We start from the raw sequence: 18,446 nt of genomic DNA on the forward strand, positions 1-18,446 counted from the left end.
TTTCCGAACAATTTCCTCAGGATCGATCCTTGCGTCCCATGGAAGTGTCCGGCGCACCCTCATCCCTCGCGTTTTCCTTCGCGTCATCCTCCCGAAAAGCGGCGGTGAAGGCGACCGCGAAGCACAGACCGATAGCGAGGCCGACCGCGATATTGTCCAGCGTGACGGCGAACATGACGCCGAAAACCGCTCCGAGGGCGAGGCCGCGCGTGTCCATGGTTCAGCCTGCCTCCGCCACGATTTTCGCCCAGCCCGCCTCATCGATCACCTTGATCCCGAGGTCCGCCGCCTTCTTCAGCTTGCTGCCCGCACCGGGCCCCGCAACGAGCAGGTCCGTCTTGGCGCTGACCGATCCGCTGGCCTTCGCGCCGAGCCGTTCGGCCTGCGCTTTGGCCTCGTCGCGGCTCATGGTCTCCAGTTTGCCGGTGAAGACCACGGTCTTGCCACTGACCGGACTTTCCTTCGTTTCCACGATGTAGGGCGGCGGCGTGACTTCGGAGATAATGTCGTCCCACACGGCCTTGTTGTGGTCTTCGTGGAAGAAGTCGCCCAGCGCTTCCACAACCGCTCCGCCGATCCCGTCGATCGAGGTGAGCGAGGCGGCGGCTTCCTCGTCCCCGGCATGGGCGGCCTCGGCCGCTTCGCGCAGCGCGGGTAGCTCGTGGAAATGCTTCATCAAATCGCGCGCCGTCACGGCGCCGACATGGCGGATACCGAGCCCGAACAGCAACCGCGCGGCATCGGGGGCCCGGCGCGCCTCGATGCTGTCCACAAGCTTATCCACAGACCGCTCCTGCCAACCCTCGAGCGCCAGAATGGCGTCGCGACGCTGGTGCAGGTGGAAGATATCGGCGGGGCTTTCGAGCCATCCCAGCGCGAAGAACTGATCGATGGTTTTCTCGCCCAGCCCGTCGATATCCAGCGCACCGCGGCTAACGAAATGCTTCAATCTTTCCGTGCGTTGCGCGGGACATATGAGGCCGCCTGTGCAGCGCACATCGACCTCGCCCTCTTCCGCCACGGCTTCGCTGCCGCATTCGGGGCAGTGATCGGGAAAGGCGAAGGGTTCGCGAGAGGTCTCGCGGGTGAGGTTATCCACAAGCTGTGGAATAACGTCGCCGGCGCGTTGTACCACCACCCGGTCGCCCGGCCGCACGCCAAGCCGCGCGATCTCGTCGCGGTTGTGGAGCGTGACATTGGTGACCGTCACGCCGCCGACCAGCACCGGCGCAAGTCGGCCAACCGGGGTCAGCTTGCCCGTGCGCCCGACCTGGATGTCGATCGCCTCAAGCGTGGTCTCTGCCTGTTCGGCCGGGAACTTGTGCGCCAGCGCCCAACGCGGCGCCTTGGCAACGAAGCCGAGGCGCTGCTGGTAGTCGAGCCGGTCGACCTTATAGACGACGCCGTCGATTTCATAAGGAAGGTCAGGACGTTCCTTCGCGATCTTCGCGTAATGCGCGAGCATAGCTTCGACGTCATGCACGCGCGTAAACAGCGGCGAGACCGGCACGCCCCAGTTCTCGATCTGGCGCACTACCTCTTCCTGCGTAGCCCCCGGCACAGCGGACGCCGCGCCCCAGCCATGCGCCCAGAATCTGAGCGGCCGCTTTGCCGTCACGCTGGCATCCTTCTGACGCAGTGATCCGGCCGCCGCGTTGCGCGGATTGGCGAAGAGCTTGCCCCCCGCATCCTCCTGCGCCGCATTGAGCGCGCTGAAGTCGGCCTTGGCCATATAAACCTCGCCGCGGATTTCGAAGACCTCCGGCACGTCACCGGAAAGCTGCTGCGGAATGTCGGCGATGTGCGCGATATTGGGCGTGACATCCTCACCCACTTGTCCATCCCCGCGCGTGGCGGCGCGCACCAGCCTGCCCTTCTCATAGCGGAGCGAGCAAGAGAGGCCGTCGATCTTGTCCTCGGCCGTGATCGCCACTTCCTCGCTTTCGTCCAGCGAGAGGAACCGCCGCACGCGGGCCACCCATTCCGCAACCTCCTCGCCCGAAAAGGCGTTGTCGAGGCTCATCATGCGGACTTCGTGCGTGACCTTGGACAGCGGCGAGGCAGCAATCTCGTGGCCAACCACCTTGGAGGGCGAATCCTCGCGCACCAGATGCGGGAATTGCTCCTCCAGCTCCGCATTGCGCCGCACCAGCGCATCGAACTCCTGATCGGTGATCTCGGGCGCGTCCTCGGCGTGATAGAGCTTGTTATGCTTCGCAATCGCCCGCGCGAGACGCATCAGTTCGTTAGCGGCTTCGGCTTCGGTCATGTCCACAGGCTTGCTCGCCGGCATTTGGTCGATTCCCTTCCTCTTCGCTATGCATGAGCCAAGCGGACGGGAAAAGTGCCGCGCACGGGTCGCGGTTCAACTCTTGGGGGAAACCATGACCGATCGCATCCTGAAAGCTGCAATAACCGCGAGCGTTGCCCTGATGGCGCTGCTGTATGTCGCTCACAACATCGCCAATCTCCAGCAGGCCTACGACTTCTTCGTTTATACCACGAGCCATGCCGACCAAGAGGCCTATCCGGTAACCCTGCTTCCGGTCCCGCCTGCGTTTCTTATCGTCATTGCCATGGCGCTGGTGTTCTCGCTGGAACTGCTGGCCGGGCTTGGCGGATTGTATGGTGCGTGGAGGATGTTCTCGCTTCGCCGCGCAAGTCCCAGCGCCTTCGAAGCCGGTAAGCGCTGGGCGAAGATCGCCATGGGAGCTGCGGTCGTCAACTGGTGGGGACTGTTCCAGGGGGTGGCGGTCGCCGGATATCAATTGTGGCAGATGCCGCTCGGCCAAGGTCCGTTCGACGGGTCATGGGTATACGGCGGAATGGCAATGATGACGCTGATCTATCTCAGCATCTACGAGCGCGGGGCGGACTAAACCCCCTCCAGCAACCTGTCCGCCTGCGCCCGCGCTTCGGGCGTGACTTCCGCGCCGCTCAGCATGCGCGCGATTTCTTCCTGGCGTCCGGCCTCGTCCAGCAACGCCACACTAGTGCGCGTCACCGTGCCATCGCTGCTCTTGGCGATTATGTAATGCGTACGGCCCCGCGCGGCGACTTGCGGGCTGTGGGTGACGGCGAGCAGCTGCCCGTCTGCCGCCAGCCGCGCGAGGCGTTCGCCGATGGCGCTCGCCACCGCGCCGCCCACGCCGCGGTCGATCTCGTCGAAGATGACCGTCGCCGCCCCGCCCTGTTCCGCAAGCGCGACTTTCAGCGCGAGGATGAAACGCGACAATTCACCGCCGCTGGCGATCTTATTGAGCGGAGCGAAGTCCGCGCCCGGATTGGTCGCGATGAGGAATTCCACGCTGTCCATGCCTTGCGGGCCCCAGCGTTCTTCGGGCAGATCCGCCACCGCCGTGTGGAACCGCGCAGCGTCGAGCTTGAGCGGCGCCAGTTCGCGCGCCACCGCTTCGTCGAGCCGCATGGCTGAAGCGACGCGGGTTGCGTGAAGCGCCTCGGCCTCGGCGCGGTAACGATTGCCCGCTTCCTCGGCCGCCGCTTCGAGCGCGTCGAGTTCCGCCTCGCCGCCCTCGATCGAATCGAGCTGGCCACGCATGGCGCGCATGACTTCGGGCAGTTCGTCGACCTCGCAGCGGTGCTTGCGAGCCAGCGCGCGCAGTTCGAACAGGCGGGTCTCGGCGGCTTCCAGCGCGGCCGGATCATGCTCCAGCGCACCGGCAGCGGCTTCCAGCTTTTCCTCCGCCTCGCCCGCCTCGATCACGGCGCGATCGAGCGCGGCCAGAGCTTCGGCCAGCAGCGGATGTTCGGGCGCAATCCGGTCCAGCTTGCGCGCCGCGACCCGCAGCGAGGCTAGCGGAGAATCCGAACCTTCCCACAGATGCCGCAGTTCCTCGAGATCGCCAGACAGACGCTCCCCCTTCTGCATGTCGGCGCGCGTTTCGGCGAGGCGCGCTTCCTCGCCGGCCTGCGGTTCGAGCGCGGTCAGTTCCGCGAGATGCGCCAGCAACAGGTCCTGGTCGAGTTTGGCTTGCTCCAGCGCGTCGCGCGCTTCGGCCAGCCGGTCCTCGGTGGCGCGCCACTTCGTCCACGCCTGCTCCACCTTGGCGGTTCCGGCCCCGGCGAAGCGGTCCAGCAAAGCGCGATGGCCACGCGGGTTCACGAGGCCGCGATCATCGTGCTGGCCGTGGAGTTCGACCAGCGCACCGGCAATCTCGCGCAACAGCGCCACGCCGACGGGCTGATCGTTGATAAAGGCCTTGCTGCCCCCGTCCGCCTTCAGCTGGCGGCGGATGATGAGCGGTTCGCCCTCCTCGATCTCGATATCGGCATCGTCAAGCGCGGTGGCGATGGCGTCGGGCAGAGCGGCGAATTCGAAACTGGCGGAAACGCTGGCCTTGGGCTCGCCCGCACGGACAAGACCGCTGTCGGCGCGATTGCCCAGCACGAGGCCCAGCGAATCGAGCAGGATCGACTTACCCGCCCCCGTCTCGCCTGTCAGCACGCCCAGCCCGCGCCCGAAATCGAGATCGAGCGCTTCGATCAGCACGATGTTGCGGATGGCGAGGCGGGTCAGCATTTCAAACGGGATTAGCGTGCCCCCGCGGCTGCGTCACGGGGGAACGCGCATTTGCGAACAGGAAAGCAACCCTTGTGCTCAGCCGGCCCGCTCGGGTAAGTCAAAGAAATCGACCTCGCCGGTTTCGAGGCTGTAGTAGGCCCCTACAACCCACAAGTCGCCTTTTTGTTGTGGCTCGAGCATGATGGGATCGGTCTGCTCGCGAAGCTGCTTCACGACGCGACGGACGTTGGCACGCACGGAGTTGTCGAGCAAGTCGCCGTTCTCGCTCCTTGCCTGCAGCACCGCCGGAATAATCGGTTCGATCATAGGTCCGATGGAGCCCGGGAAAGTGGCGTTATCGGTCACGACCTCGGTAGCAGCTTTCACTGCGCCGCAGCTTTCATGGCCCATCACGACGACCAGAGGCGTCTTGAGCACTGCAACAGCATATTCGATCGATCCAAGCGCGACAGTATCGACGGTGTTTCCGGCGTTGCGGATGATGAAAAGTTCCCCCAATCCGCGCCCGAACAACAGTTCGGGGGGGACCCTGCTATCCGAGCACGTGACATAGGCCGCGAAAGGGGATTGCCCCAATGCGAGGTCCAGTCGCCGCTGTGCACTGGTCAGCACGCTGGTCTGTTCGCCGCGCAAGAAGGCGTCATTCCCCTGCCGCAGAAGATCGAGAGCTTGTGAAGGGTTGAGTTCCGATGCCGGGGGCGCGGGCATCATTCCCCCGCCCGGCCGCTCCTGCGCAGCGTTTGCACTCCCGGCCAGACCCGCCAGGCCCATTGCCGTCGCACCACCGATTAGTTGTCTTCTCGTAGTCAATTTAACTCTCCTTTCGGTTCAAGATCTCCATGGTTTGGATTTGGATCCGCCGGCCATTCAGGCTCGGGTTCGAAGCGCGTCTTCCAGAGCGAATAGAGGATGCCAGCCAAGATCAGGCCAAACGTCACGCCGAGGCTTATCCAGGCGGGCATCTTGCCCCCGCCGAGCAGGAAGTCGGTGACGAATATCTTGCTTCCGATGAACACCAGCACGGCGGCCAGCGCATACTTCAGGTATTGGAAGCGGTGCACCATCGCCGCGAGCGCGAAATAGAGCGCGCGCAGGCCGAGGATGGCGAAGATGTTCGAAGTATAGACAATGAAGGTGTCGGTGGTGATCGCGAAGATCGCCGGCACGCTGTCGAGCGCGAAGACGAGGTCGGCGAGGTTAATCACCACCAGCGCCAGGAAAAGCGGGGTCGCCGCCGTCACCAGCTTGCCGGTCTTGCTGTCGGGCACCTTCACGAAAAAACGCTGTGCGTGGAGTTTCCTGGTCACGCGCATATGCGTGCTGATCCAGCGGATGACGGGGTTCTTGCCGACGTCCATCGGCTCGTCCCCGGCGAAGAACATCTTGATGCCGGTGACGATCAGGAAAGCGGCGAAGATATAGAGGACCCAGTAGGCCTCTGCCAGCAGCGCCGCCCCGCCCGCGATCATCAAGCCGCGCAGGACAATCACCGCCATGATGCCCCACAGCAGGGCGCGATACTGGTATTTGGGCGGGATGGCGAAATAGGTGAAGATCAGGCTGATCACGAAGACATTGTCGATCGACAGCGCCTTTTCGATGAAGAAGCCGGTGTAATACTCCATCCCCGCGGTCGCGCCGCGCTCGAACCACACCCAGGCGCCGAACAGCAGCGCGACGCCGATGTAGAAGGCGGAAAGCTTTAGACTCTCGCCTATCCCGAGTTCCTTGTCCTCCTTGTGCAGGACACCAAGGTCGAAGGCGGTAAGGACGGTGACAATGGCGAGAAAGGCACCCCAGAACCACACGGGGGTGCCGAGCCAGTCGGTAAAAAGGAAATCCATCAGTCTAGGCTTTCAGCGGCCGCTTCGCGCGGAAGCGAGCGGTTGAGGAGGAGATATCCGGCGACGGCTGCGACCGTCGATCCGGCGAGCACGCCGATTTTCACCGCGTCGATCTGGGCGGGGTCGGCGAAGGCGAGATTGCCGATGAACAGGCTCATGGTGAAGCCGATGGCCGCGAGCAGGCTCATCGCGTGAAGCTGCGCCCAGCTGACGCTGGGTGGCAGCGAGGCGAGGCCCAGCTTCACGGCGATAAAGGCGAAGCCGAAGATGCCGATCTGCTTGCCGATGAGCAGGCCAAGCGCAATGCCGAGCGGGAGCGGCTCGACCAGTGCGGCAGGCGACAGACCGAACAGGGTAACGCCGGCGTTGGCGAAGCCGAAGATCGGGATGACGAGGAAGGCGACCCAGGGATGAAGCGCGTGCTCCATCGTCTCGAGCGGGCCATGGTCGCTCTTGGCGTCCAGCGGCACGGCCATCGCGGCGGCTACACCGGCGAGCGTCGCGTGGACGCCTGACTTCAGCACAAAAGCCCACATCAGGATCGCCAGCAGGACATAGGGAATGGTCGATTGAACCCGCGCCTTGCCCACGGCCAGCATGACCACGAAGACGATGCCCGCTGCGCCCAGCATGCCGGTGTCGAGTTCGCCCGAATAGAACAGGGCGATGATCGCGATGGCACCAATGTCATCGATCACGGCGATGGCCAGCAAGAGCGCCTTCAACGCCACCGGCACGCGCGGGCCGAGCAGCGAGAGGATGCCGAGAGCAAAGGCGATGTCGGTCGCAGCCGGGATCGCCCAGCCGTTTATCGTGTCCGGCGATCCGGCGTTAAGTGTAAGGAAGATGAGCGCCGGGATAGCCATGCCACCGATAGCAGCGATCAGCGGGAGGGAGGCCTTGTCCCAGCTGGACAGCTGGCCTTCCAGCACCTCGCGCTTTACCTCCAGCCCGACGAGGAAGAAGAACACCGCCATCAAGCCGTCGTTGATCCAAAGCAGCAGCGGCTTGTCGATCACGAAGCTGCCGATGCCGACCACCACGCCGGTATCGAGCAAGTCCTGGTATCCCGCCAGCAGCGGCGAATTTGCGACCGCAAGCGCCAGCATCGCGGCAAAGATGAGGACGATACCGCCGGCGGATTCCTTCTGCAGGAAGTCCTTCAGCAGCGGGGTAATGGCCTGGACCACGGTTTTCTCCGGTGTCTGTCTGGGAAATGCGGGCAGCCGCCGTCGGCGCGATGGAGAAACGCCGGCGACGGCCCCCTATGGCCTGCCGTCAGGCAGGGTTCGGGCGCGCGACGAGGCGATGCAGCGCCTGCTTGGCGCGCAGCTTCATCGTCTTGAGGCGGGAGATTTCAAAGTGGTCGGGCATGCGCTTGTGCAATTCCACGCGCAGGCGCTCATCGATCCGCTGGTGGATCTGGGTCAGTCTGAATGTGCGGGCCTTCATGTTCGGTCTCCGTGATCGAGATGAATTCGATCGGACACCCGATGGGCCGTCAGGCTGGGAAGGAGGGGGAAAAGGGCCTACCAGCACGCATCGGTTGTCCGATGCGGTCCGACATCACGTGGGCTGGAAAAGCGCACGCCAGAGGGGCCCGGTCCGCATGAGATAAATGCACCGGAAGCGATCCGGTTTCAAGACCGGACGACTAAATTTTCGAAAAATTCTGCCCGAAGACGATCAGCTAGCGGAAACACCCTCGGCATGATCGTCTATCAGCTCGTAAGCTTTTTCGTACCATTCGTTGCCGGGATAGTTCGCCCCGAGAACGGCGGCGTATTTCACCGCTTCGGGCTTGATACCCAGCGCCAGGCTGCTTTCCACGAGGCGATAGAGCGCTTCGGGAGCATGGCTGGTGGTCTGGTAGGTCTCGACGACATTCTGGAACCGGATCTGGGCAGCGATCCATTTGCCGGACCTCTGGTAATAGCGTCCGATCTCCATTTCCTTGCCCGCAAGGTGATCCTCGACCAGATCGATCTTGAGGCGCGCGTCGGCTGCGTATTGCGATTGCGGAAAACGGCGATTCACTTCACGCAGCGCGGTAAGTGCCTGCTCGGTCACCTTCTGGTCTCGCTGGACGTCGCTGATCTGCTCGTAATAGCTGAGCGCGATCAGGTAATAGGCATAGGGCGCATCCTTGTTGCCAGGGTGGATCGACAGGAAACGCTGCGCCGATGATGTCGTTTTGTTGTAATCGCCGGCGACGTAATAGCTGAAGGCGCTCATCAACTGCGCGCGGCGCGCCCACGGCGAATAGGGGTGCTGACGCTCGACCTCGTCAAAAAGTGCAGCGGCCAGCTGCGGACGACCGCGATCGAGTTCCTGCTTCGCCTGCGAATACAGCGTCTCGACGTCACGCGCGACATATGCCGTATCTTCGGGCCGGTTCGATCCCCCACCGCAGGCGGCGGTAAAGGCGGTTGCGGCGGCAAGGGCGCCGAGAGCGAAAATACGGCTGGTGCGCGATTTGGTCTTCATAAGACGGAGCCTATAGCCAGCACCCCGCTGAACGCCAAGTGAAGTTACGGCAGATTTCCCCGCGCGCGCCTAGGCCTCCGAAAATCCCTCGGGCGCGTCCCAAAGGAGATGGCGTGTTTCCAGCATGACCAGATTGTTGCTGCGCACGATTTCACCGCGGGTCTTGTAGCCAAGAAGTTGCTCGGCACCGACATCGGGATTGTGCGTGAGCACGCGCAACTCTTCCGAGGTGAAATCCGACAGACCGCGCGCGCGCTCGATGCCCTTGCTATCGTAGATGTGCAGGACGTCTCCGCGCGTGAAATCACCGTCTATCGAAACCACATCGGCGCGGCGGATCGGTCGGTCGCCCGCGGCCAAGGCGTCGGCAACCGCTTCGGAGACCACGAGACTTCCTGCCATTTGCAATCGGTTCGCGATCCAGCTGTCCCACCCCGAAAGCGGGTTGGGATGCGGCAGGATCTTGGTCGCCCGGCGACTACCCTCGAGAACGGTCGAAAGGGGTCGGTCCACCTCGCCCTGTGCGATCCAGGTTGTGACGCCGGCCTCCTGCGCCATGTTGGCTGCCTGAAGCTTCGTTTCCATACCGCCCGTGCCGAGCGTGCTCTTACCCTTCGTCGCATCCATGTAAGGGCCGACATCGGTCACCTCGGGGATAAACTGTGCACCCTCCTCATCGGGGTTGCGATCATAAAGCCCGTCGACACCGGTCAGAATGATAAAATCGGTTGCACCAACCATCTGTGCCACTTTGGCTGCGAGACGGTCGTTATCGCCCACACGGATTTCCTCGGTGGTTATCGTGTCGTTCTCATTCACAATCGGCATCACATCCGCTTCCAGCAAGCGGTGAACGGTGTTGCGGGTATTGAGGAAGCGGCGGTGATCTTCGAAGTCGCCCAGCGTCAGCAGGACCTGCGCGATCTCAAAACCGAACTCGTGCCCTACCTGCTTGTAGGCATTCAGCAGCAGCGGCATCCCGCAGGCGGCAGCCGCCTGTTTGTCGGAAATGCCTGCGCTTTCAGGTGTTTCACCAATGATGCGCAAGCCGAGCGCTACCGAGCCGGACGAACAGAGGATAACGTCGTTACCTTCGGCACGAAGGTTTGCCACGTCCTCCAGCAAGCGCTGCAGGAAACCATAACGGGGGGTCAGCAGTTCCTGATTTGCAAGAAGCGCCGAGCCAATCTTGACAACAATGTTGCGTTTCTGGGTCATATATTAAAAATGTATCTACCTTGAAATTTCTGCGATCCAATATAGATAGGTATGGTGCAGTGCACAACCGGATTTTAAGAAATATCGAATGCGAAAGTTTAGCCAAGTAATAAAATTCGAATAGCTCAAGACTTAAGCATTTCCTATTTCAATTGAGAACTAATTCAAGAATTACATAGAGCGCCTTGAGCGCGGAAACGGCATTCTAAAATCGTAAATTCTATTCTTATTGTCGGCTGCGGAAAAATGGGCTCCGCATTACTTTCCCAGTGGGTCCGTGGTCCCGAGGCTATCACCGTGGTCGATCCCATGGCCAGCGACTTGCCTGAGAAAGTCACCTTGATGCGCGATGGTTCCGAAATCGCAGGCCATAGCTTCGACTGCATCGTTGCCGCGGTAAAGCCACAGATGTTCGACGACGTGATGCCGAGCTACTCCGACAACTTGGCCGACGACGGCTATATCATCTCAATCGCTGCTGGCTATTCAGCCGCACGCCTCTCGCAACTCATGGGCGGCAAGCCCGTCGTGCGCGTCATGCCGAACCTTCCCGCCGCCGTAGGCCGCGGTGTCAGCGGCATCGTCGCCGGACCGCATGCAACCGACGCGCATATGACCCATGCAGTGGAATTCATGGAGCGCGCTGGCAAGGTCGTCACGGTCGATAGCGAGGAAAAGCTCGACCGTGTGACAGCCGTCGCAGGATCGGGCCCCGGCTATGTCTTCGAGATCGCCCGTGCCTATGCCGAAGCGGCCATGGCGCAAGGGTTCAGCGAGGAAGAGGCGCGCGAAATGGTGCTCGGGACCATCGGCGGCGCCATCGCCATGGCCAGCGAGCCGGGTGCCCCCAGCCTCGAAGAACTTCGCAATTCCGTGACGAGCAAGGGCGGCACAACCGCTGCCGGCCTCAACGCACTGAATGGCGACAATGGCCTTACCGACCGCATGCATGCTACACTGCAGGCCTGCTACGACCGGGCGGTAGAGCTGCGCTGAAACCACAGCGCCTCCCACCCGTATTCAAATTCAGAGAGACACTATGACCGACCAAGCCCTAGACCCGCAGATCCACATCACCACGCTGGGCCAGAACGCCCGCAAGGCCGCGCAAAGCCTGCTTTCCGCCAGCACCGATGCCAAGAACACGGCTCTGCGCGAAGCCGCGAAGGCCCTGCGTGACGCGACTCCCGAATTGCTCGAAGCGAACGCGGAAGACGTGAAGAGCGTCGAAGGCAAGAAGCCCGACAGCTTCATCGACCGCCTGCGTCTTACCGAGGACCGCATCGAGGGCATGGCGGGCGCGCTCGAGGAAATCGCCGAACTGCCCGACCCCGTCGGCCGCAGCCTTGCGACCTTCGACCGCCCCAACGGCCTCAAGATCGAACGCGTCGCCGTGCCCATCGGCGTGATCGGCATGATCTACGAAAGCCGCCCGAATGTTGGCGCGGACGCCAGCGCGCTGTGCCTCAAGAGCGGTAACGCCGTGATCCTTCGCGGCGGCAGCGAAAGCCGCCATTCGACCCGCGTGATCGTGGAATGCATGCGCACCGGGTTAGCCGCAGCCGGCCTGCCCGAAGACGCCGTCCAGACCGTCGGCACGACCGACCGCGCTGCCGTTGCCGCCCTGCTCAAGGCCGACGAATATGTCGACCTCGTCATCCCGCGCGGCGGCCGTGGGCTCGTCGAACTGGTGCGCGACCAGGCAAGCGTCCCCACCCTCCTCCACCTCGACGGCAATTGTCACAGCTACGTCCACGAGGCGGCCGATCTCGACAAGGCGGCCGAAGTCATCCGCAACGCCAAGCTGCGCCGCACCGGCGTCTGCGGCGCAACGGAGAGCATCGTAGTGGACCGCGCGGTGGCCGAGGACTTCGTCCCCCGCCTCACCGCGATCATGGGCGGCGATTGCGAACTGCGCGGCGACGAGGAAGCCGTCGCTATCGACAACTCGATCAAAGCTGCGACCGAGGCCGACTGGAACACCGAGTATCTCGACCCCATCGCCTCCGTGAAGGTGGTCGACGGTCTCGATCAGGCGATCGACTGGGTGAGCGAGCATTCCAGCCACCACACCGATGCGATCATGACCGAGGACGACGACGCCGCCCGCCGCTTCATGACCAGCATCAACAGCGCCATCGTCATGCGCAACGCCAGCACCCAATTTGCCGACGGCGGCGAGTTCGGCATGGGCGCGGAAATCGGCATTGCCACCGGCAAGATGCACGCCCGCGGCCCTGTCGGCCTCGAACAGCTGTGCAGCTTCAAATACCTCGTGCACGGCAACGGCCAGACCAGGCCCTGAGCTAAGCATCAAGACCGGGCCGACGTAGGCCCGGCGAAGCGGAGCTGACCCGCAGGGGCGGGTCAACGGCGACCGCCCGTCCGCAGCGGGTGCGGAAACAAAGAGCGCGTCTCCTATTCCGCTTTCCTACCGCAAGAGGGTCGGGGCATTGTCCCGGCCCTTTTCGCATGGGGAGAGCCCGCATGACCCGCCGTACCGACAACCGCGAAACCCGCCTGCCCGTCCCGGACGCTATCGAGCAAGGGGGCGAGCTGCCCGCCTTCACCCCCGTCCCGCGCCAGACCAAGCGCCACGATGGCTGGACCGAGGACCGCCAGCGCCGCTTCATCGAGGCGCTCGCCGATACCGGCAGCGTCAAGGCCGCCGCCCGCGCCGTCAACATGAGCGCGGAGGGCGCCTACTACCTGCGCCGCCAGAAGGGCGCGGAAAGCTTCCGCAAGGCCTGGGCCGCCGCGCTCGATCTCGGCGTGCAGCGGATCGAGGACGTGGCCATGGAACGCGCGCTGAACGGCGTGGATGTGCCCGTCTATTCCTACGGCCAGCTCGTCGGCACGCGCACCGCCTATAACGACCGCCTGCTGATGTTCATGCTGAGAAACCGCGCGCCCGAGCGGTTTGCCGATGGCCGCGCAAAAGGCCTGGACGCGATCGGCACGATGGAACTGGAGCGCAAGAAGAAGCAATGGCGCAAGGAATGGGAGGCGGAGCGAAACAGCGTATCGGTCGCCGACATCCGCGCCAGCATCGACCGCAAGGTGGAGGCCATGCGCCAGCAGATCCTCGAACGCGAACGCCGCGAAAGCCCACGCGTGAAGCGCCTGCGCGAGGAACTGGAGCAAGCCATGGAAGCCGACCGCGCCGCAGGCTATTGCCCCGAACGCGACCCGGACCACGAACTCTACGATCCGCACCACGGCACACGCGGGCGCTTGGGGCCGAGCTTACCCCTGCTTGTGGCGGATCGGGGTGAGAGCGAGGTGGAGGGGGACAGCGCGGAAGAGAACCCGCGCTGGCGGTCGATCAAGGATGAGGGGTGGGAGTGACCTGACAAGCTTTCCGCTTGTTTTGGCATCAAATTTCTCCATACGAGAAACTATGCCAGCACCAAAAATCATAAAAGAACTATGCGCCCGATTTGAGCTTCACAGAGAAGCGTACAAGGCGAGTACATACAATGAAACGCAAGTTCGCCGAGAATTTATCGATCCATTCTTGAAGGCGCTAGGTTGGGATATCGACAATGAACAAGGGTATGCTGAGGCGTACAAAGATGTCGTTCACGAGGATGCACTTAAAATAGGGGGTAACACGAAGGCCCCAGATTATGGGTTTCGTATAGGAGGGACTCGAAAGTTTTTTCTTGAGGCAAAAAAGCCTGCCATTAATCTGAAGGAAGATATCAGCCCCGCTTTTCAACTTCGCCGCTATGCTTGGAGTGCGAAGCTTCCACTTTCGATCCTAACTGATTTTGAAGAATTCGCGGTCTATGATTGTCGGATTAAGCCTGAGAGTGCAGATAAAGCCAGTATGGCTCGCATCAAATATTATACATTTGATGATTATGTGGAGAAGTGGGATGAAATTGCCGGGATATTTTCCCGAGATGCGGTACTCAAAGGCTCATTCGATAAATACGCTACGGATAATCGAAGGAAACGCGGCACTGCCGAAGTAGATGATGCATTTCTTGAGGAGATCGAAGGTTGGCGTGCAATCCTTGCGCGCAATATCGCGCTGCGCAATCGCAACCTTAACGTAAGAGAGCTCAATAGTGCTGTTCAAAAAACCATAGACCGAATAGTTTTTTTGAGAATAGCCGAAGATAGAGGCATAGAGAACTACGGACAACTTCAGTCTATATCTGAAAGGAAAGATATATACTCAAGTCTTGCCGAACTTTTTCGCAAAGCAGACGATCGATACAATTCGGGCCTTTTTCATTTTTTCAAGACGGATGGTTCGAGCGAGACTTTAGATAATTTTACGCTTGAACTAAGTCTCGATGACAAAGCCTTGAGGCCAATACTTCGCAGTCTTTACTATCCTAGAAGCCCCTACGAATTTTCTGTCTTACCTGCCGACATTCTTGGGCAGGTCTATGAGCGTTTTTTAGGGAAAGTGATTAGGCTGGCCGGCTCTCGAGCGGTAATTGAAGAAAAGCCAGAGGTTAAAAAAGCTGGCGGCGTATATTACACGCCTGCATACATCGTGTCTCACATCGTCGCGACTGCGCTTGGACCTCTCCTTGAGGGGAAAACACCTGCCCAAGCATCTGGTGACGATAAGCGCACAAAAGCCCAAGATCCAATTCGCGTGATTGATCCCGCCTGCGGTTCAGGCTCGTTCCTAATTGTGGCTTACCAATATCTCTTGGACTGGTACCGCAGCAAATACATTTCAGATGACCCGCTAAAGTACACAGGGGGCAAAGATCCGAAACTGGTACAGGTCGCTCAGGGTGACTGGCGATTGACGATCGCAGAACGCAGGCGAATACTCCTCACCCACATATATGGTGTCGATATTGATGCGCAAGCCGTTGAAGTCACTAAGCTATCCCTTCTTCTGAAAGTCCTAGAAGGGGAAAATGCTGACGCGATCGCGCGCCAAATGGACTTTTTCAACATAAGGGTTCTCCCGGACCTCGGGAGCAATATAAAGTGCGGAAATTCCTTAATTGAAAACGATATATACTCGCAAATTTCTTTTGAGTTGTCAGACGAGGAAGAAGAGAAAATAAACCCTTTCGACTGGCAAGGGTTTCTACGCGCAGCTACTGACAAGAATGGTTTCGACGCGATCATCGGCAACCCCCCATACGTCCTCCTTCAAGATGCCAATCGACAAAGAACTCTAGAAAGCTATTATGATAGCCACTATACCGTCGCCAGTTTTAAGCGAGATCTTTACCATCTCTTTATAGAACGCGCTTCGCAATTACTATCCAGAAGAGGTATTTTATCCTTTATCGTCCCTTCTAATTTTCTGACGAACAACTACGCTACAGCCCTAAGAAAACTGATGTTAGAAAACCAGCAGCTCGAGACGGTAACGAACTTAAAAGGACGCGTTTTCCAGAGTGCGAGTGTCGACACTTGTATCTTTGTTCTTCGAAGGGGTGGAGAAAGCAAAGATCTCAATTTCTTTGAAGCTTCGGCATCTGAATCCGGGCTCAAAAGTCCGCGCATCACGAAAATACCCTATTCAAGAATATTGGCGGATGAAGCACATCTAATTGTGCCCGCTTCGGATGCTGATGATACCGTTTTATTAAAAATGGCGAAAGTTGGTCGACCCCTTGGCCAGCAAGCATATGTGAATTTCGGGAAGCAGTTGAGGGATAGGAAAAAGTTTCCCAGTGATGTCCGCGAAATTGACGAACCCACGCCTCCGCCGGGATATGCTCTTTGCTATACCGGTAAGGATGTTGAGCCATACCTCGCGCGATGGTCTGGTTTAGCATGCAAAAAAAGTCGAACAGCCAAGCGTGGCGGGTGTTGGGATGATTCGAAACACTCCGGAAATCCAAAACTTGTCTGCAGGCAGGTAGGAAAGCACCCTGTTTTCGGATTGGACTTAAACGGCTATCAATGCCTCAACACCATTTTTATGGTTAATCCATTCGAAGAATCCGACCCTTACTATCTACTCGCGGTCCTGAATTCATCTGCGATAAGATTTTATTGGAATAAGAAATTTAGCGACGGCCGCGATACATTTCCCAAGATTAAGGGCACCTACCTCAAAGAATTGCCGGTGGTACCGTACGACGAACGTTCAACATCGCACACCAATCTTGTAAAGTGGTGCCATCAAATTGTCACAAGCTACGAAAAATTGAATAAAGCACGCATGGCAACTCAAAAAATTCGTCTTCGACAAAAAATTGATGGGTTACAAAAATCAATCGATGACTGCGTTTTAGAAATCTATGGCGTCACGATTGAGTAGTCGAAGGACATCGACACCAAATTTCGGATCTCGCATTCATTAGGGTTTCAGATATCTCATATTGCGCGTCATTACTCCGCATAATGTCCGTCCGCTTGTCGGGGGTGAGGCCTTGTTTAGAATCCTCACATAGTCCTTCTGCCAAGACTTTCGACCAACTTCGCTTTGATCGGGGCAGGCCGCCGTTGGCCTGCGGCCAGCTACGCTTCCGGGCGCTCGCGCATCCTTCGGATGAGGGCTACTCCTCCCCCATCCGCAGCGCAGCAATAAACGCCTCCTGCGGAATGCTCACATTGCCATACTCGCGCATCCTTGCCTTGCCCTTCTTCTGCTTTTCCAACAGCTTTTTCTTGCGCGTGATGTCGCCGCCGTAGCATTTGGCGGTGACGTCCTTGCGGAGCGCAGCGATGGTTTCGCGGGCGATAATCTTGCCGCCGATCGCGGCCTGGATCGGGATCTTGAACAGATGGCGCGGGATGAGGTCTTTCAGGCGCTCGCACATGCCGCGGCCGCGCTCTTCCGCCACGCTGCGGTGGACTATCAGCGATAGCGCGTCGACCGGCTCGTTATTGACCATGATGTTCATCTTCACGAGGTCGCCTTCGCGCAGGCCGATCTGCTCGTAATCGAAGCTGGCATAGCCGCGGCTGATGCTCTTCAGCCGGTCGTAGAAGTCGAACACCACCTCGTTCAGCGGCAGCTCGTAGCTCACCTGCGCGCGGCCGCCGACATAGGTCAGGTCGGTCTGGATGCCGCGGCGATCCTGGCACAGCTTGAGGATGGAGCCGAGGTATTCGTCGGGCGTGTAGATCACCGCCTTGATCCACGGTTCCTCGATCATGTCGATGCGGTTCACGTCCGGCCAGTCGGCGGGGTTGTGGATGTCGATGACCTTGGCGTCTTCCGTCTTCGTGTGAGCGAGGTGGACACGGTAGACCACGGACGGGGCCGTGGTGATGAGGTCGAGGTCGTATTCGCGGCTGAGGCGTTCCTGGATAATTTCCAGGTGCAGCAGGCCGAGGAAGCCGGCGCGGAAGCCGAAGCCCAGCGCGGCGGAGCTTTCCATCTCGTAGCTGAAGCTGGCATCGTTGAGGCGCAGCTTGCCGATGCTTTCGCGCAGTTTCTCGAAGTCCGCCGCGTCGACCGGGAAGAGGCCGCAGAAGACCACGGGCTGGACTTCCTTGTAGCCCGCCAAGGCCTTTTCCGCCCCGCCCTTCACCGTGGTGATGGTGTCGCCGACGCGGGCCTGTTCGACTTCCTTGATCTGCGCGGTGATGAAACCGATCTCGCCGGGGCCGAGCTCGGGCAGATCGGTGCGCTTGGGGGTGAAGCAGCCGACGCGGTCGATCAGGTGCTGCGTGCCGCCCTGCATGAACTTGACGTTGAGGCCCTTCTTGATGACCCCGTCCATCACGCGCACGAGGATGACGACGCCGAGGTAGGGGTCGTACCAGCTGTCGACGAGCATGGCCTTGAGCGGCGCATCGCGGTCGCCCGTGGGGGCGGGAATGCGGGCGACGAGGGCTTCGAGAGTTTCCTCGATCCCGATGCCGGATTTCGCGCTGGTGAGGACCGCGTCCGATGCGTCGAGGCCGATGATGTCCTCGATTTCCGCCTTCACCTTGTCGGGTTCGGCGGCGGGGAGGTCGATCTTGTTGATGACGGGGACGATTTCGTGGTCGTGCTCGATCGACTGGTAGACATTGGCGAGCGTCTGGGCTTCGACGCCCTGCGCCGCGTCAACGACCAGCAGCGCGCCTTCGCATGCGGCGAGGGAGCGGCTGACCTCATAGGCGAAGTCGACATGGCCGGGCGTGTCCATGAGGTTGAGCTCATAGGTCTCGCCATCCTTGGCGGTGTAGTTGAGGCGCACGGTCTGCGCCTTGATCGTGATCCCGCGCTCCTTCTCGATGTCCATGTTATCAAGGACTTGCTCGGACATCTCGCGGTCGGTCAGCCCGCCGCAGAACTGGATCAACCGGTCGGCAAGCGTGGACTTGCCATGGTCGATATGCGCGATAATCGAAAAATTGCGGATCTTGGAAAGGTCGGTCATTGCGCTGCGCCTTTAGCCGCGCTGCAACGCCCTGTCAGCAGC

Annotated in this window: 15 protein-coding genes; 5 read left to right on the forward strand and 10 right to left on the reverse strand. The window is 60.3% G+C overall.

The features are described from left to right. Positions 1 to 16: 16 nt before the first annotated feature. Together ED21_RS02745 and ligA are read right to left on the reverse strand one after the other, a co-directional pair. Positions 17 to 217, reverse strand: coding sequence for a hypothetical protein (locus tag ED21_RS02745; protein ID WP_006832298.1), 201 nt, complete (start codon positions 215 to 217; stop codon positions 17 to 19). Positions 218 to 220: 3 nt separating this feature from the next. Next, entirely contained in the window at positions 221 to 2,293 is a 2,073-nt protein-coding gene (gene ligA, locus ED21_RS02750; RefSeq protein WP_006832299.1) for an NAD-dependent DNA ligase LigA, read from the reverse strand. 91 nt (positions 2,294 to 2,384) lie between these two features. On the opposite strand from ligA, the gene ED21_RS02755 reads away from it, so the two are divergent. Beyond that, on the forward strand, positions 2,385 to 2,879 hold the full coding sequence (locus tag ED21_RS02755; protein ID WP_034921020.1) for a DUF2165 family protein: 495 nt from the start codon (positions 2,385 to 2,387) through the stop codon (positions 2,877 to 2,879). Here the strand turns inward: ED21_RS02755 and recN are convergent. From recN to proB, 7 genes are all read right to left on the reverse strand, one after another. Continuing rightward, complete coding sequence (gene recN / locus ED21_RS02760) at positions 2,876 to 4,540, reverse strand: DNA repair protein RecN (protein ID WP_006832301.1); 1,665 nt, start codon at positions 4,538 to 4,540, stop codon at positions 2,876 to 2,878. The genes ED21_RS02755 and recN overlap by 4 nt on opposite strands. 78 nt (positions 4,541 to 4,618) lie before the next feature. Beyond that, entirely contained in the window at positions 4,619 to 5,254 is a 636-nt protein-coding gene (locus ED21_RS02765) for a carbonic anhydrase (protein ID WP_198005795.1), read from the reverse strand. Between the two features lie 95 nt (positions 5,255 to 5,349). Continuing rightward, positions 5,350 to 6,387, reverse strand: a complete 1,038-nt coding sequence (locus ED21_RS02770; protein ID WP_006832303.1) for a TerC family protein — start codon at positions 6,385 to 6,387, stop codon at positions 5,350 to 5,352. Then, on the reverse strand, positions 6,387 to 7,577 hold the full coding sequence (gene nhaA, locus ED21_RS02775) for a Na+/H+ antiporter NhaA (protein ID WP_006832304.1): 1,191 nt from the start codon (positions 7,575 to 7,577) through the stop codon (positions 6,387 to 6,389). Before nhaA ends, ED21_RS02770 begins: the two co-directional genes overlap by 1 nt. Positions 7,578 to 7,665: 88 nt before the next feature. Beyond that, complete coding sequence (locus tag ED21_RS15305; protein WP_006832305.1) at positions 7,666 to 7,839, reverse strand: hypothetical protein; 174 nt, start codon at positions 7,837 to 7,839, stop codon at positions 7,666 to 7,668. Between the two features lie 234 nt (positions 7,840 to 8,073). After that, positions 8,074 to 8,874, reverse strand: a complete 801-nt coding sequence (locus tag ED21_RS02780) for an outer membrane protein assembly factor BamD (protein ID WP_006832306.1) — start codon at positions 8,872 to 8,874, stop codon at positions 8,074 to 8,076. Between the two features lie 69 nt (positions 8,875 to 8,943). After that, positions 8,944 to 10,092, reverse strand: a complete 1,149-nt coding sequence (proB, locus tag ED21_RS02785) for a glutamate 5-kinase (protein WP_006832307.1) — start codon at positions 10,090 to 10,092, stop codon at positions 8,944 to 8,946. A 228-nt stretch (positions 10,093 to 10,320) separates the two neighbouring features. Between proB and proC the strand changes: the two genes are divergently transcribed. From proC to ED21_RS14985, 4 genes are all read left to right on the forward strand, one after another. Next, a complete protein-coding gene (gene proC / locus ED21_RS02790) occupies positions 10,321 to 11,088 on the forward strand; it encodes a pyrroline-5-carboxylate reductase (protein ID WP_255347511.1) in 768 nt (255 codons plus the stop codon). A gap of 43 nt (positions 11,089 to 11,131) precedes the next feature. After that, positions 11,132 to 12,397 carry a glutamate-5-semialdehyde dehydrogenase gene (locus tag ED21_RS02795; protein WP_006832309.1) on the forward strand — a complete coding sequence of 422 codons (1,266 nt, stop codon included), beginning with the start codon at positions 11,132 to 11,134 and terminating at the stop codon, positions 12,395 to 12,397. A gap of 182 nt (positions 12,398 to 12,579) precedes the next feature. Then, positions 12,580 to 13,440, forward strand: a complete 861-nt coding sequence (locus tag ED21_RS02800) for a hypothetical protein (protein ID WP_006832310.1) — start codon at positions 12,580 to 12,582, stop codon at positions 13,438 to 13,440. Positions 13,441 to 13,492: 52 nt separating this feature from the next. Beyond that, the gene (locus tag ED21_RS14985; RefSeq protein WP_083800355.1) at positions 13,493 to 16,348 is read left to right on the forward strand and encodes an N-6 DNA methylase; all 2,856 of its coding nucleotides are present in this window, start codon (positions 13,493 to 13,495) and stop codon (positions 16,346 to 16,348) included. 238 nt (positions 16,349 to 16,586) lie between these two features. On the opposite strand, the gene lepA is transcribed toward ED21_RS14985, so the two are convergent. Continuing rightward, positions 16,587 to 18,404 carry a translation elongation factor 4 gene (gene lepA, locus ED21_RS02810; protein WP_006832312.1) on the reverse strand — a complete coding sequence of 606 codons (1,818 nt, stop codon included), beginning with the start codon at positions 18,402 to 18,404 and terminating at the stop codon, positions 16,587 to 16,589. Positions 18,405 to 18,446: the final 42 nt, after the last annotated feature.

The sequence above is a fragment of the Erythrobacter sp. SD-21 genome (genome assembly GCF_000181515.1).
GTDB lineage: Bacteria > Pseudomonadota > Alphaproteobacteria > Sphingomonadales > Sphingomonadaceae > Qipengyuania.

Bases quoted from the DNA above. Each gene is read 5' to 3' on its own strand.
- ED21_RS02765 (WP_198005795.1), bottom strand. From the start codon at position 5,254: ATGATGCCCGCGCCCCCGGCATCGGAACTCAACCCTTCACAAGCTCTC.
- recN (WP_006832301.1), bottom strand. From the start codon at position 4,540: ATGCTGACCCGCCTCGCCATCCGCAACATCGTGCTGATCGAAGCGCTC.
- ED21_RS15305 (WP_006832305.1), bottom strand. From the start codon at position 7,839: ATGAAGGCCCGCACATTCAGACTGACCCAGATCCACCAGCGGATCGAT.
- ligA (WP_006832299.1), bottom strand. From the start codon at position 2,293: ATGCCGGCGAGCAAGCCTGTGGACATGACCGAAGCCGAAGCCGCTAAC.
- lepA (WP_006832312.1), bottom strand. From the start codon at position 18,404: ATGACCGACCTTTCCAAGATCCGCAATTTTTCGATTATCGCGCATATC.
- ED21_RS02770 (WP_006832303.1), bottom strand. From the start codon at position 6,387: ATGGATTTCCTTTTTACCGACTGGCTCGGCACCCCCGTGTGGTTCTGG.
- ED21_RS02795 (WP_006832309.1), top strand. From the start codon at position 11,132: ATGACCGACCAAGCCCTAGACCCGCAGATCCACATCACCACGCTGGGC.
- ED21_RS02745 (WP_006832298.1), bottom strand. From the start codon at position 217: ATGGACACGCGCGGCCTCGCCCTCGGAGCGGTTTTCGGCGTCATGTTC.
- ED21_RS02780 (WP_006832306.1), bottom strand. From the start codon at position 8,874: ATGAAGACCAAATCGCGCACCAGCCGTATTTTCGCTCTCGGCGCCCTT.
- ED21_RS02800 (WP_006832310.1), top strand. From the start codon at position 12,580: ATGACCCGCCGTACCGACAACCGCGAAACCCGCCTGCCCGTCCCGGAC.
- proB (WP_006832307.1), bottom strand. From the start codon at position 10,092: ATGACCCAGAAACGCAACATTGTTGTCAAGATTGGCTCGGCGCTTCTT.
- ED21_RS02755 (WP_034921020.1), top strand. From the start codon at position 2,385: ATGACCGATCGCATCCTGAAAGCTGCAATAACCGCGAGCGTTGCCCTG.
- ED21_RS14985 (WP_083800355.1), top strand. From the start codon at position 13,493: ATGCCAGCACCAAAAATCATAAAAGAACTATGCGCCCGATTTGAGCTT.